The organism is Rhizobium sp. RHZ01, assembly GCF_014851595.1.
Taxonomy (GTDB): domain Bacteria; phylum Pseudomonadota; class Alphaproteobacteria; order Rhizobiales; family Rhizobiaceae; genus Rhizobium; species Rhizobium altiplani.
On record NZ_JACUZZ010000012.1, the window covers coordinates 146159 to 160915 of the forward strand.

General features: G+C 60.8%; 13 protein-coding genes. 7 read left to right on the top strand and 6 right to left on the bottom strand.

What is annotated here, in order from left to right; translation table 11 throughout:
• Positions 1-98 precede the first annotated feature (98 nt).
• Entirely contained in the window at positions 99-1727 is a 1629-nt protein-coding gene (locus tag IB248_RS14915; RefSeq protein ID WP_192241140.1) for an AMP-binding protein, read from the top strand.
• Positions 1728-1748: 21 nt separating this feature from the next.
• On the opposite strand, the gene IB248_RS14920 is transcribed toward IB248_RS14915, so the two are convergent.
• The 5 genes from IB248_RS14920 to secA all read right to left on the bottom strand — a co-directional run bounded on the left by IB248_RS14920 (position 1749) and on the right by secA (position 9227).
• On the bottom strand, positions 1749-3038 hold the full coding sequence (locus IB248_RS14920; protein WP_018857840.1) for a GNAT family N-acetyltransferase: 1290 nt from the start codon (positions 3036-3038) through the stop codon (positions 1749-1751).
• A gap of 4 nt (positions 3039-3042) precedes the next feature.
• On the bottom strand, positions 3043-4452 hold the full coding sequence (locus IB248_RS14925) for an oligosaccharide flippase family protein (protein WP_018857841.1): 1410 nt from the start codon (positions 4450-4452) through the stop codon (positions 3043-3045).
• A gap of 109 nt (positions 4453-4561) precedes the next feature.
• Positions 4562-5665 carry a D-alanine--D-alanine ligase family protein gene (locus IB248_RS14930; RefSeq protein WP_192241141.1) on the bottom strand — a complete coding sequence of 368 codons (1104 nt, stop codon included), beginning with the start codon at positions 5663-5665 and terminating at the stop codon, positions 4562-4564.
• Positions 5666-5700: 35 nt separating this feature from the next.
• Entirely contained in the window at positions 5701-6321 is a 621-nt protein-coding gene (locus IB248_RS14935) for a C39 family peptidase (RefSeq protein WP_025661646.1), read from the bottom strand.
• A 191-nt stretch (positions 6322-6512) separates the two neighbouring features.
• A complete protein-coding gene (gene secA, locus IB248_RS14940; protein ID WP_192241142.1) occupies positions 6513-9227 on the bottom strand; it encodes a preprotein translocase subunit SecA in 2715 nt (904 codons plus the stop codon).
• Positions 9228-9473: 246 nt separating this feature from the next.
• Between secA and IB248_RS14945 the strand changes: the two genes are divergently transcribed.
• The 6 genes from IB248_RS14945 (at position 9474) to IB248_RS14970 (ending at position 13595) form a co-directional block, all read left to right on the top strand.
• On the top strand, positions 9474-10361 hold the full coding sequence (locus IB248_RS14945; protein ID WP_018857845.1) for a peptidylprolyl isomerase: 888 nt from the start codon (positions 9474-9476) through the stop codon (positions 10359-10361).
• A gap of 120 nt (positions 10362-10481) precedes the next feature.
• Positions 10482-11723 carry a bifunctional glutamate N-acetyltransferase/amino-acid acetyltransferase ArgJ gene (argJ, locus tag IB248_RS14950; RefSeq protein WP_018857846.1) on the top strand — a complete coding sequence of 414 codons (1242 nt, stop codon included), beginning with the start codon at positions 10482-10484 and terminating at the stop codon, positions 11721-11723.
• 7 nt (positions 11724-11730) lie between these two features.
• On the top strand, positions 11731-12513 hold the full coding sequence (locus IB248_RS14955) for a GNAT family N-acetyltransferase (RefSeq protein WP_018857847.1): 783 nt from the start codon (positions 11731-11733) through the stop codon (positions 12511-12513).
• On the top strand, positions 12510-12923 hold the full coding sequence (gene mutT, locus IB248_RS14960) for an 8-oxo-dGTP diphosphatase MutT (protein ID WP_018857848.1): 414 nt from the start codon (positions 12510-12512) through the stop codon (positions 12921-12923). Before IB248_RS14955 ends, mutT begins: the two co-directional genes overlap by 4 nt.
• Positions 12924-13046: 123 nt before the next feature.
• Positions 13047-13364, top strand: coding sequence for a hypothetical protein (locus IB248_RS14965; RefSeq protein WP_018857849.1), 318 nt, complete (start codon positions 13047-13049; stop codon positions 13362-13364).
• Positions 13365-13430: 66 nt separating this feature from the next.
• The gene (locus IB248_RS14970) at positions 13431-13595 is read left to right on the top strand and encodes a Flp family type IVb pilin (protein WP_025661651.1); all 165 of its coding nucleotides are present in this window, start codon (positions 13431-13433) and stop codon (positions 13593-13595) included.
• 8 nt (positions 13596-13603) lie between these two features.
• Here the strand turns inward: IB248_RS14970 and IB248_RS14975 are convergent, their stop codons facing one another.
• A complete protein-coding gene (locus IB248_RS14975) occupies positions 13604-14488 on the bottom strand; it encodes a methyltransferase domain-containing protein (RefSeq protein ID WP_192241143.1) in 885 nt (294 codons plus the stop codon).
• Positions 14489-14757 lie beyond the last annotated feature (269 nt).

Sequence of the window (14757 nt, forward strand, 5' to 3'; positions counted from 1 at the left end):
AAGTTTTGTGACCATCGAGAAGCCATCGCAAGGTCTCGCGCTTGCGTGTTCCGGGCTCTCGGTGTTAGCTGCTGCAGCATTTGACTGGATTTTCGCCGATGAGACTACCGCAGCGCGATCGCTACGAAGACCTTTACCGTGATTTCGCCTGGGAAATACCGGAGGATTTCAATATCGGCCGCGCGGTGAGCGACGAATGGGCGGCGCGGACGCCTGATCGCGTTTGCCTTGAGCACTTCAGCCCTGACGGCAATCATCTCTCCATGACCTACCGCGAGCTGGCCGACCGGTCGGCGTCGCTCGCCAATGCGCTGGTGTCTTTGGGGGTAACGAAAGGTGATCGGGTCGCCCTGCTCCTGCCGCAGTCGTTCGAGACCGTTATCGCCCATGTTGCGATCTACAAGATCGGCGCGATCGCACTGCCGTTGGCCTTGCTCTTCGGCGTCGAGGCGCTGGAATACCGGCTGCGGACCGCGGGCGCTTTCGTCGTCATCACCAACACATTCGGGCTCGACCGCATCAGCCATATCCGCGAGCGACTACCTGACCTTTCCGAAGTGATCTGCGTCGACGGCGATCGACAGGGCGTGCGATACTTTTCAGCGCTGGTCGAAAGCCATCCCCCGGTGTTCGAGGTCGCGAAAACCGCGCCCCACGATCCGGCGCTGATGATCTTCACGTCGGGAACGACCGGTCCGCCGAAGGGCGCGCTTCACGGTCATCAGGTGCTGGCGGGGCACATACCGGGCATGCAGTTTGCCCATGAGGGATTTCCGCAGGCCGGAGACAAGGTCTGGACACCTTCGGACTGGGCCTGGGCTGGCGGTTTGCTGAATGCGCTGCTGCCCAGCCTGTTGCTCGGTGTTCCCGTCGTCTCCTCGCCGGCGCAGAAATTCGATGCCGACATGGCTTATCGCATCATGGCCGAAATGAAGGTGCGCAACGGTTTCATTCCGCCGACGGCCTTGCGGCTACTGAAATCGGTGCCAGATCCACGTGCCAAATATGATCTCGTCTTGCGCACCATCGGCGCAGCGGGCGAGTCGCTCGGTGCCGAAACGCTGGAGTGGGTCAAGCGGACGCTCGGGATTACGGTCAACGAGTTCTACGGCCAGACGGAGTGCAATTTCGTGCTTTCGTCGAGCGCCGCGATCGGAATCAGTCGTCCCGGCGCAATCGGACGCCCGGTGCCCGGGCATCGTGTGGCCATCGTCAGCGAAGCCGGCGAGGAGCTTCCTGTTGGTGAAGCTGGGCAGATTGCCATCCGCCGCCCGGATCCCGTGATGTTTCTCGGCTATTGGGACGACGTCGGGGCGACCGACCGGAAGTTTGTCGGCGATTGGCTTCTGACAGGCGATATCGGGCGCCAGGATGCGGACGGCTACGTCACCTTCTTCGGGCGGGATGACGATGTCATCACCTCCTCAGGCTATCGGATCGGGCCAGCCGAAATCGAGGACTGCCTCATCGGCCATCCCGCCGTGCAGCTGGCCGCAGCCATCGGCAAGCCCGATCCCGTTCGCACCGAGATCGTCAAGGCCTATGTCGTGCTGGCGCCAGGATTCGAGCCAAGCCAACAGCTGGCGTCCGAGATCAGCGAATGGGTGAAGTTGCGGCTTTCGATGCACGAGTATCCGCGCGAAGTGGAATTTGTCCCGGAACTGCCGCTGACCACGACAGGCAAGGTCATCCGGCGCCTGCTCAGGGAGCGGGCCGCTGCCGGCTGACGGCTTTGGCGTGACCTGACGTCACTGGGGAGACTTTCCACGCCGGGCGAGTGACATGATCTTCTGTCGCAGCATCTTCGCGACGTTGCGGGTGCTGCTGTACATATGGAGCTGGGCGGCCACCTGGCGCACGTCCCGGTCGCCGTTCTGGTTCAGCCCGATTACCATCGTGCCCATCTCCTCCCGCTCCTTCCAGAAGCGATTGATCATCGGGTGATCGGGGATGGCGCAGGAGTCGGAACGAACGATGTTGGCGTCGTCAAGGTGCCATTCGGTCACCTCGCCCATCAGCAACTTGCCTGGCGAATAGCGCGCATAGGCTTCGTCGTAGGCCGTCTTCCAGGTGTAGGCCTCGCCGCCCATCATCAAGACCACCATCGAGGCGATTGCCTTGCCGTTGAGGTCGATCGTGTGGACACGAACGGCATCGACGGCGGCGAGGTTGGAAACCGCCTCTCGGGCAAAGGCGGTGTGGTAGCGATCGGTCACCAGCGCACTGCGCTTCTTGCCCTTCCAGCCGCCGGCCTCGAGCGCAAGGAACTCTTCGAAACGCGCGTGGACTTCACGCGCCTGGCGGGCGACGTTATAAACCACCGTGCCCAAGTCCTCGAGCAGACGCCATTGCCGCCGCATCTCCTTCAGATGCGACGAAGAAATTGCGTCGCGCAGATAGACGGTTGCTTCCTCGTCGCTCTGCAGCATGGCGCGCTGATAGGGATTGGCGATGGTGATCGGCAGGTTGCGGCCGATGGCGACCGCCCTTGCCATGCGGGCAAAGAGCCCGTTCAGCCTGACATCCGGCAGCACGAGAATTGGGGGCAGGCGCAGGTCCCGATGGGTCAGGCCGTCATAGAGATTGTCCAGCGTTTCGCCTGCATCCTCGGTATCGACCAGCGGCGTGCCGAGCGGTGCAAAGCCGTTCGACCAGACCCGTACGATCGAGGGGCCGACGGCGAAGCCGGGTTTTTCGATGGAGAACGGCATCAGGAAGCGCATCCGGCTTCGCGTGTCGCTCAGATCCCGCAACAGGGCGAAGTTCACCTCTCTATCATCCAGCCGCGGCATGGCCGGGGCGAGGAAGCGACCGGTGAAGAAGACATTCGGCTCCATCGCTCGGTTGGAGAGGAAATCGAGCTCTTCCTGCAGTTCGTAGCCGAGCTTGCCGGAATAGAGGCAGAGTTCACGGCCCGGACGGCCGACTTCAACGCGCGCATCCGGCCGTGGCATGTCGAAATCGAGAGCCGCTAGCTCGTGAACCATGCGGTTCGTCGTGACATCGGTCGTTTCGGTAGCTGGAGGAATGCGCACCATTATATCAGGCTTCCATGTCTGTTTTGGCCGGAGGCGTGGCAAATGCGAAAAGCATAATTCCAAGCGCGCGCCGGACGGCAAAATGCAGGAGGATGGCTTCGACGCCCATGGCCGAGGCCGTGGCGATCGCCGCACCCTCGATACCCAGTCTTGGGATGAGGAGCAGGTTGAGGCTGATGTTCGCTGCCAGCGCTCCGGCATAGAGCAGAACGCAGACGTTCTGCTTGCCAGCCATCATCAGCAGCGTTTCCGCCGGTCCGACCAGGGCTTTGGCGAGGATGCCCGCCAGCAGGATTGCCATCACGATATAGCCAGCGGTGAAAGCGCCGCCAAAGAGCGAGAGCAGAAAATGGCCGGCGGCGACAACGGCCAGGCCGATGGCGAGCGCGGGCCAGAAGGTCCATCGCGCGGCGTCGATCGCAGCAGCCGCGAGCTGCTCGCGTGTCCCCTCGGCGATGAGGCTTGAAAAGCGCGGACCGGATGCCGCCTTCACGGAGAAATTGATGAAGTGGACCAGCGCCATCGTCTTGGCGGCGGCGAAATAGATCGCGACGTCGTGCGGTTCGAGGAAGATGCCGACCACGACCACATCAGAATTGGTCAACAGGAAGCTGACCCCCTCGATAAGGAAGATTGGGAAGGCGACACCAAGCCAACCGAGAAAGTCGACCTCGCGCGGACCCTCTTGGTAATGGCGGCGCAGTCGCAAGAGCGTTGCGACGTATTGGCCGACGGTGGTGACATAGGTCGCGATGAGTGCGGCCTGCATCGCCGTCATCGCGGTGCGCGGCGCGCCAAGCCCGATCGCAGTGAGCATGAAGAGAATGATGAGGACCGGCCGTACGATGTAGGCAGGACTCAACGCCATGACAGGCCAGTGATTGGCCCGCGACGTGCCTTCGAGAATATCACCGAGGGCGATCATCGGCATGGCGACCAGTCCGAGGAAGATCGGGATGACATAATAACCCTCGATCCTGTCGCGGAAGAGATGCAGGGCGATCATGCCGATGACAAGAGCGGCCGTGCCGGAGAGCAATCCGAAGATGCGGGCGGTGCCGGTCAGTCCGCGGATCTTCTCAAAAGAGCCGGCCGCCTTGTATTGCGGCAGGAACCGCACGACGGCGGTGTGGAAGCCCAGGCAGGAAAGATCGCCGAAGAGGACGATCAGCACCCAGACGAATACAAAAATTCCGTACTCATATTCGCCCATGAGGCGGGCCAATACGATTTGCGACAGAAAGGCGAGGGCGGCGCTGACGATGCGGATGGAAAAGGCGGTCAGCGCCATGCGCTGAGCTGTAGCCTTATCGCCGCGCGCAGTCAGAGCGGTCACAAACGAGCGCAGCAGGCGACTTCCCGCCGGGCGCAGACCCGCAGGCAGCATCTTTTCCGCCGTCTCAATGACCGCCATCACAAACACGCAAAACTCTTCAGGCAAATCGTCGTCGAAGTCTTGGCAGAACGGCGTTAAGAAACGGTTGTGACACCGTCATTCGTGCCAACGGCTGGAACGCCAGAAATCAGCTGCCTGCATGGCAAAGCGCACGTTCGATCAGTCGGTCGAGAACCTCGGCATAGCTGACGCCACTGGCGGCCATGGCCTTGGCATACATGCTAATATTGGTGAAGCCGGGTATGGTGTTGAGTTCGTTGACGACGAAGGACATGTCGGGCGTGAGAAAGAAATCGACCCTCGCCATTCCATCGCAGCCGAGCGCTTTGAAGGCATTGGTCGCTGTGCGGCGCAGTTCTTCCCCGATCTCCTTCGGCAGTTGCGCGGGAACTCTGAGCGCTGCGCCATTCTCGTCGATATACTTGGCCTCGTAGCTATAAAAGCCGTGGGTTTCGGCGGGCACTATCTCGCCGGGCAGTGATACGAAGAGCGAACCATCGGCGTGTTCGAGCACGCTGAATTCAATCTCGCGGCCGGTGATGAATTCCTCTGCCAGCAGCTTGCGGTCGTGCCTGAAGCCTTCGGCGAGGGCGGCGGCGTAGCTGTCGGCGTCGGCTACCTTACTGACGCCGACGGAAGAGCCCTGGCGCGCGGGCTTGATGAAAAGCGGAAGACCGAGTTTTTTTACAACATCAGCGAAGGGCGGCTCCGCGCCTTGTTCGATGCAGACGGCCTTCGCGACCGGTAGACCAGCCTCCTTCAACAGGCGCTTGGCGATATCCTTATCGATGGCCGTTGCCGAGCCGAGGATGCCACAGCCTGCGAGCGGCACGCGGGCGACGGCGGCCAGTCCCTGTACCGATCCGTCCTCGCCGTGCATGCCATGCAGGACGGGAAACAGGATGTTGATCGGCGGAACTTCGTATGGAGCTGCATTGGCGGGAATGGCTAGCAGGCGGCCCCGACCGCCGGGCAGCAGCGTCAATTCCGGAGCGTCGCCGACGGTTGCTGCGGTCGACAGTTCCGTCTGCCGTGCCATCAGCAACCACCGCCCTTCCTTCGTCACGTAGATGGGAAGAACGTCGTAGCGGTCACGATCGAGCGCATTGACGACATTGGTTGCCGACAGGATTGAGACATCGTGCTCGGGCGAACGCCCGCCGAAGAGGACAGCGACCCGCAGGCGCGAGGCTGTGGGCCGGTCAGTTTCCGTAGAACGCGTGTTCGGCATGATGATTTTCTGCTCGGATGGGTCTGTTGAGGTTGTCAGAGAATGATGGCCACGCCGCGATTGGCGAAGAAGCGGTCGAAGGTTGGGAGCGGCAGTACGACGTCTGCCTGGCTTTGAGCGTCATGGCCGGATGGATTGTGGAAACGGATCGTTCCGGGCGATGCCGCCGTTACCAGTACGAGATGGCCGCCGCGCGACGGCGGCTCGCGATCCGGCCACCGGATCTGGCTGTTGACAGAGGCGATGAAGAATGTGTTCCTGCGAAGCAAATCGGGAATATCAGTGGTCGGCAGATTGGTGATCGTTTCGGCCTTGAGGCCGAAGGCCCGCCCGACGAAGGTGACGAACGGCGCATAGATCAATCCCTTGATCGATTGATCCGCCTCGTTGACGACGTACCCGCCAAAAGCAGTGCAGGCCCGTGCCAGGTCGATGGTCCGGTGCATCTCGCCGCGTGCGGCAAGTGCCATCTTCAGGCATGCCATGCCGCAGATATTGACCGCCCAGCGGGCATATTCTTCGACCGTCTCGGCGCCAGACTGGTGCCAGAGCGGATCGCTCAATAATGCAGACGAGCCGCTTTCAAGCACAGGCAGCGTCATCGACGCCGTTTCCCACTGGCTGAAATAGGGAACCGCTCGGGCGCAAGCGTTCATCTCTTCCTCGGCAATCAAAACGAATATGGTCGCAAACTCGGCGAACAAAGCGACAGTTCTGTGGCTGAAGTGTGCGCTGATTATTAAATCAGGAGTTGTGAAGGGGCTGGGCGCGAGCGACAACTGGGCGGACAAAAAAAACCTCGCGACGTTTCCGTCGCGAGGGCCTTGTTTCTAGCTTACCGGCCGGCTCAAGCCTGTGCGAAGGCGCCGTGGCAATGCTTGAACTTCTTGCCGGAGCCACAGGGGCAAGGCTCGTTGCGGCCGACATGACCCCAGGTCGACGGGTCGGTCGGATTGCGGTTTTCCGGGGCGACAACCACTTCCGAGGCCAGGAACGCGGGCGCGAAATCGTCTTCGCCCGTATTCGGATCGAGGTGGTGCGCCTGCATGAACGGAGGTTCCGGCTCCGCCGGCGCCTGCTGCACGAGTTCGACGCGCATCAGCTGTGCGGTGACGGCTTCACGCAGGTTGTTCAGGAGCGAGGTGAAGAGCTCGAACGCTTCCGACTTGTATTCCTGCAGCGGATCGCGCTGTGCGTAGCCACGGAAGCCGATGACGGAGCGCAGGTGGTCGAGGTTGACGATATGCTCGCGCCACAGGTGGTCGAGCGTCTGCATGACGATCGAGCGCTCGACATAGTGCATGATGTCGTCGCCAAAGCGTTCGGCCTTTTCCGTGAAAGCCGCATTGGATGCTTCCGTCAGGCGGTCGCGAATGCTGTCCTCGCCGATACCTTCCTCCTTAACCCAGTCCTCAACCGGCAGATCGAGGTTGAGCAAGGCTGCTGTCCGCTCCTTCAGGCCAACGGCATCCCACTTCTCGGCATAGGCGCGCTCGGGGATGTGCTTCTCGACGAGATCGTCGATGACCTCGCGGCGCATGTCGGAGACGGTCTCGGAAATATTGGCCGCTTCCATCAACTCGAGGCGCTGTTCGAAGATCACCTTGCGCTGATCGTTCAGAACGTCGTCGTATTTCAGGAGGTTTTTGCGGATGTCGAAGTTGCGGGCTTCGACCTTCTTCTGCGCGCGCTCCAGAGCCTTGTTGATCCAGGGATGAACGATGGCTTCGCCCTCCTTGAGACCGAGCTTCTGCAGCATGCTATCCATGCGGTCGGAACCGAAGATGCGCATCAGGTCGTCCTGAAGCGACAGGTAGAACTTGGAACGGCCAGGGTCGCCCTGACGGCCGGAACGGCCGCGCAGCTGGTTGTCGATGCGGCGGCTCTCGTGGCGCTCGGTCGCGATGACATAAAGGCCACCGGCGGCAAGTGCCTGCTCCTTGAGCTGCTTGATCTCTTCGCGGATCCCTTCGATCTTTGCGTCGCGCTCGGGGCCGGGCTCGATCTCGCCAAGATCGCGTTCGACACGCATTTCAAGGTTGCCGCCGAGCTGAATGTCCGTACCGCGGCCCGCCATGTTGGTGGCGATCGTTACCGCACCCGGCACGCCGGCCTGCGCGACAATATACGCTTCCTGCTCGTGGTAGCGGGCGTTCAGGACCTGGAAGTCCTTGAAGCCCTGCTTGCGCATCATCTCGGCGAGCAGTTCCGACTTTTCGATCGAGGTCGTGCCGACGAGAACCGGCTGGCCGCGCTTCTGAGCGTCCGCGATCTCGGCAATGATAGCCTTGTATTTCTCTTCAAAGGTCCGATAGACCTCGTCGTCTTCGTCGGTACGCTTGATCGGCAGGTTGGTCGGCACTTCGACAACCTCGAGGCCGTAGATGTTGCCGAATTCTTCCGCTTCCGTCTGCGCCGTACCGGTCATGCCGGCGAGTTTGCCGTACATACGGAAGTAATTCTGGAAAGTGATCTGCGCCAGCGTCTGGTTTTCCGGCTGGATGGTCACCCTTTCCTTGGCTTCCAGAGCCTGGTGCTGGCCTTCCGAGTAGCGGCGGCCCGGCATCATGCGGCCGGTGAACTCGTCGATGATGACGATCTCGTCGTTGCGGACAATGTAGTCCTTGTCGCGCTGGAACAGCTTGTGGGCCTTGAGCGCGTTGTTGACGTGGTGGACGATCGCCACGTTCTCGATGTCGTAGAGCGACTGGCCCTTCAGCAGGCCAGCCTGGCGCAACAGGTTTTCCAGCTTCTCGGTGCCTTCTTCGGAGAAGTTGGCTGAGCGCTGCTTTTCGTCGATCTCGTAGTCGCCTTCGCTCAGTTGCGGAATGAAGGCGTCGATCGTGTTGTAGAGGTCGGAGCGGTCGTCCAGCGGACCGGAAATGATCAGCGGCGTGCGCGCTTCGTCGACGAGGATCGAGTCCACTTCGTCGACGATCGCGAAGTTGTGGCCGCGCTGGACCATCTGGTTCTTCTCGTACTTCATGTTATCGCGCAGATAGTCGAAGCCGAGTTCGTTGTTGGTCGCGTAAGTGATGTCGCAGTTATAGGCGGCAGCACGCTCCTCGTCCGACAGGCCGTGGACGATGACGCCCGTGGTCAGGCCGAGGAAGCCATAGATCTTGCCCATGGTCGCGGCGTCGCGGCGGGCGAGGTAGTCGTTCACGGTGACAACGTGGACGCCCTTGCCGGCGAGTGCGTTCAAGTAGACCGGCAACGTGGCAACAAGCGTCTTGCCCTCACCGGTCTTCATTTCCGCGATGTCGCCGTCATGAAGGATCATGCCGCCGATCAGCTGTACGTCAAAAGGTCGCAGGCCGAGAACGCGGCGCGAAGCCTCGCGCACAACGGCGAACGCAGGCACAAGGATGTCGTCGAGCGTCTTGCCGTCTGCCAGCATCTTGCGGAATTCGACGGTCTGGGCAGCCAGCTGCTCGTCGCTCAAAGCCTTCGTCTTTTCTTCGATGGCGTTGATGGCTGCGACTTTCGGCTGGAAGGACCGCACGCGGCGATCATTGGCAGAGCCAAATATTTTGCGGGCTATACCGCCAAAGCTGACCATATGACTGGTCCTTTCTCAATAATATTCCCCGGCTTTTCTTATCCGCTGCCCGGCCGAATTTCAGGCACACGTCTCGAAACGCCAGGAAACTGTTCTGGACGCGAGGTTGCGTGACAGATAAGAGGGGGGTCGAATGATGTCAACGGATTTGGCTGATATACAAAGGCCACATTCCAGTGTTGATGGCTGTTTCAGGCTGAATTCACGAAGCTGAAGCCGGTGGGTGTAACTGTGAAGGGTTATTTGATGTTGAACTACAACAAAATCGCTGTGATGGCGTTCGCAACCTTCGTTGCGTTCCAGGCGCCGGTCCGTGCGGAAGACAAGCCGGATGCCGTCGTCGCCAAGGTCGGCGATGTCGAGATTCATCAGTCCGATCTCGATCTGGCCGTTGCCAATCTCGACCCGCAGCTCGCCCAGCTGCCGGACGACCAGAAGAAGATCGCCGCCCTGTCCGCCGCCATCGACGTCAAGCTGCTGGCGCTGGACGCAACGGCCGAAAAGCTCGACCAGAACGCCGAATTCAAGAAGCGCATGCAGTATCTCGCTGATCGCGAACTGCACAACGCCTACTTCAAGAAGCACGTCGTCGACACGGTGACCGACGCGGACGTCAAGGCGCGCTACGACAAGGAAGTCGCAGCACTTCCGAAGCAGGAAGAAGTTCACGCCCGCCACATTCTCGTGAAGACCGAGGACGAGGCCAAGGACGTCATCAAGCAGCTGGACGCCGGCAAGAGCTTCGCGGATCTGGCGAAGGAAAAGTCCACCGATCCGAACAAGGCTGACGGTGGCGATCTCGGCTATTTCACCAAGGGCCGCATGGTCAAGGAATTCGAAGAGGCCGCCTTCGCCCTTGACAAGGGCACCTACACCAAGACCCCCGTGAAGACCGATTTCGGCTATCACGTTATCCTGGTCGAAGATAAGCGCGACGCCGCTCCACCAGCCTTCGATCAGGTCAAGGACCAGGTTCGCCAGCTCGTCATGCGCGACAAGTACCTTGCGCTTCTCGCCTCTGCCAAGGAAAAGTCCAAGGTCGAGATCACCGACGAAGCGCTGCGCAAGGGCTATGACGACGCCAACAAGCAGCCGCAGCCGGGTGATGAACCCGCCGCGCAACCGCAGCAGTAAAATCCAAAGTTTAGGGCCCGGTTCTTCCGGGCCCTTCACTATAGCAGTTGTCGTATTTCCGCAGGGCGAGCCGGCTTATACTTCGCCCTGAAAATCCTTCCAGCCACCAGGTCGATTGCCATGTCCGGTTCCGTTTCTCCGCTCGCTCCGAAATCCTATGCCAATGTGCCCGCCCTGCGCGGCGTGCGCATGGCCACTGCCTCAGCCGGCATCAAGTACAAGAACCGCACCGACGTACTGATGATGGTGTTCGACAAGCCGGCCGCAGTCGCGGGCGTTTTTACGCGCTCGAAGTGCCCTTCGGCGCCGGTCGATTTCTGCCGCGCAAACCTGCCGCATGGCACAGCACGGGCTGTCGTCGTCAATTCCGGCAATGCGAATGCTTTCACTGGTTTGAAGGGGCGCGACGCGACTGCCCTGACGGCAAAGTCGGCAGCGGCTGCCGTCGGTTGCGGCGAGAACGAGGTCTACCTCGCGTCGACCGGTGTCATCGGCGAACCGCTGGACGCGACGAAGTTCTCTGGCGTTCTCGACCAGATGCACAAGGATGCGACCGGTGACTTCTGGTTCGAGGCCGCCAAGGCGATCATGACCACAGACACCTATCCGAAGGTCGCCACCCGCAGTGCCGAGATCGGCGGCGTGAAGGTGACGATCAATGGCATTGCCAAGGGCGCCGGCATGATTGCGCCTGATATGGCGACCATGCTTTCCTTCGTGGTCACCGATGCCGATATTGCTCCCGCCGCCCTGCAATCGCTCCTATCCGCGGGCGTTGATCCGACGTTCAATTCGATGACGGTCGACAGCGATACCTCGACCTCTGATACGTTGATGCTGTTTGCCACCGGCGCGGCTGCCGAGGACGGTCAGGCTCGGGTCGAGAGCGCCGATGACGCCCGCCTTGCCTCGTTCCGCGCTGCGCTCAATGATCTTCTGAAGGATCTTGCCCTGCAGGTCGTGCGCGACGGCGAAGGTGCGACGAAGATGCTGGAGATCACGGTGACTGGGGCCGAAAGCGATGCCGCGGCCAAGAAGATCGCGCTGTCGATCGCCAATTCGCCGCTGGTCAAGACCGCGGCCGCCGGCGAGGACGCCAACTGGGGCCGTATTGTCATGGCCGTCGGCAAGTCCGGTGAAATGGCCGACCGCGATCGGCTGGCTATCTGGTTCGGCGATGTGCGTGTTGCCGTCAACGGCGAGCGCGACGCCGTCTATTCCGAGCAAGCTGCAACCAACGTCATGAAAAAGCAGGATATTCCTGTGAAGGTCGACATCGGTCTTGGAAACGGCACCGCCACGGTCTGGACGTGCGACCTTACAAAGGAGTATGTCGCCATCAACGGTGACTACCGGAGCTGATTTTTCATTGACTGAAGCATTATCCAAGAAGGCAAATCTGCCACTCGTGCGCAGGCTGGAGGCTGTCGGCTTCCGGGCTTGGCCAGCCTCATCCGTGCAGTACGACGGCAGTTGGCAGATACGGCTGACGGCGGGGCATCCGTCCAATCGGCTGAATTCGATCGTGCCGCTCGATCCTTCGGATCACCGCGATGTCGAAATCCGTCTTGCCAAGGCAGGCCGCAAGTTCGAAGCCTATGGCCGCCCGGCAGTTCTGCGTCAGACGCCGCTCGCCTCGCCGGTATTGATCGACCTCGTGCGGGAACAGCAGTGGTCATCCTTCGACGAGACGATCGTCATGACCTGCGATCTTGCGCATGCGGAACTGCCGGATACGCTCGATCATCTGCCGACTCACGATATTGGCCGCTTCGTGGATGCCAATCTGGCAACCGACGGCGTCTCGTCCAAGCTCAAGCCGGCGCTCGCCGAAATCATCAATGCGATCAAGCCGCCGTCGGGCCTGTTCATGATCGAAGATGCGGAAACGGGGCCGCTTGCGACCGTTCTCTGCGTTCAGGACAACGACCTCGCCGGCATCATGTCGCTCTCCGTCGCCAAAGAGCGCCGCCGCGAGGGCCTTGGCATGGAAATCCTGACATCGGCCCTGCGCTGGGCCAGGATGCGCACTGCCCGTTCCGCCTGGTTGCAGGTGAAGGCGACGAACGCTCCGGCCCTGGCACTCTACGAACGGCTCGGCTTCCGTGAAGCCTACCGCTATTCCTACTGGCGGCAGGAGCCGTCACGATGAGCGAGGCAGCCCGAAACATCCTTCTCGTTGCCGCTTGTGCCCTGATCGATGCCGACGGGCGAATTCTGTTGGCGCAACGCCCCGAGGGAAAATCGCTTGCGGGGCTTTGGGAGTTTCCCGGTGGCAAAGTGGAGCCGGGCGAGACGCCGGAGGAATCGTTGGTGCGCGAGCTTCACGAGGAGCTCGGGATCACGACCAAGGTCGCCTGCCTGGCGCCCCTGACTTTCGCGAGCCATACCTATGAGAAATTCCATCTGCTGATGCCGCTCTATGTCTGCCGGCGCTATGAAGGAATTCCGCACGGGAAAGAGGGGCAGGCGTTGAAATGGGTGAAGCCGCAAGCTCTGCGCGACTACCCGATGCCGCCCGCTGACGAGCCCCTGATCCCGATGTTGCAGGATTTACTTTAGGAACTTCTGATTATTATCCAGTAAGCGTCGAATTTGGGTGTGGATATTAATCGATCGTTTAACACCTTCTGCCAAATATCGGCCTCAATCAAGCAACTGGCGTGTGTGTAGAAGGCTTGACGCATGGACGACGATTTCTGGAAAGCTGTTAGAGAGAAAGAACAGGCCTCGACTGGCTCGAGCAGAACGGGAGTGCTGAATATTGCGCTGCTGTTTGGCACGGCCGTTGTTGCCCTGACTTTGATCTTGACGCCGATGCTTGCTGACAAGTCCAGGTCGAGCGTCTTTGCCAGCGCGCCGTCGGAATTCGATACGATGACAACGGGCTCGATACCGAAGACCGAGAACGGCAAACGCTACACGATCCGCCGCAGCGTGCTTCAGGAAACGCCGGGTTCTGTTTGCGTGGTTCAGGGTTACGGAAGCGGAGCTGGTTGCTGATACTGGCGTTGCTGCCGCGGCAGACGCAACGTGATGAAGGACTGCCGCTTTAGCGCCGAGGTTGGCATGCGACTAATAAGGGCATTTCTGGCAGACGTCCGTGGCGCGGCCGCGATCGAATACGGCCTGATTGCGGCCCTCATATCCGTGGCTCTCATCGGTGGAGCGCGGGCGCTTGGTGGCGATATCAACGGCCTCTTGAGCAATATCGCCAACCAGTTCCCGAACTGAGCCGATTTCTACTGCTTCAGCTTATGCTCCTCGACCTTCAACGCATCGGCGAGCCTCACCTTCGCCGATCCTGGGCGAAGCGGCTTCTGCTGGCTTTCGTGCGGTGCCCATCCCGAGACATAGATGATCGAGAAGGTTGCCCTGATCCGGCCGTCCGGATCGGCGTATCGCTCGGCATAGATTTCAGCCGCCCGTAGGAAGAAGGCGCGCGTCAGAGGTTTGCGGCTGCGCGCAAGAAGCGGATTGGTCATTCCCATCGCCCGTAGGTCTTTCATCAGCGGAAAGATCGAGTCGTAGCGGACCGTATAGGTCTCTGCATCGATCACGGGCAGGGCGAAACCGGCGCGCTGCATGAGACCGCCGATGTCGCGCACGTCGGCGAAAGGGATGACCCGTGGGCTCGCACCTCCGGTCATTTCGATTTCTGTCGCCAGCAGGATCTCGCGCAGCTCCTGCAATGTGCCCGATCCAGGGATCGCGGCAAGAAAGAGCCCATCGGGTTTCAAGGCGCGACGGATCTGGATGAAGACGCCCGGCGTGTCGTTGGTCAAGTGAAGGCTGAGCGGGGCCAGCACGAGGTTTGCCGACTGTGGCTCCAGGGGAACCTCTTCCAGAGCAGCCTCGATGATAGCCTCGCCCGCTTCCGCATAGGCGTGCTCGCTTTCGACCCGTGTCAGTTGCCTGACCTTGCCGGTTGCGATCGCAGCGCGGGCCGCAGCCCCGGTGGCGCCATGCAGCTCGACCGCATGTTCGAAGGTCCGTTCGACCACGGCAAGACGCTCGCCGAGTTCTTCCGCGGCGATATCGAGAAGGAAGGTCGCCTTAGGGTCATGGTGGAGACGGGCGCGATGCCGGTTTACTGCGATCCGGGCCTGGTCGAAGATCATATCCATGGCGCAGTGCATAGTCCCGCAGAACCGGTGCTGCAAGGCGATTTTCCTCGAAGGCGAAACGCGCTAAGCTTTCGCGAGAGGGTTGGGGCAGTGGGGCTTGGGAGACGACGATTGCCTATGAAGTTGGATGGGACGCTTCTAACAGGCTGTTGAAGAAGTCAGTCGGGTTCGCAAACGAAGCCTGAATCATCTCCGTTGTGGATGTAGATGTGCCCGACAAGGCGTCCGGCTGAGCCGAGAGCAGCCCATCCGCGACCACAGGCCGGGTC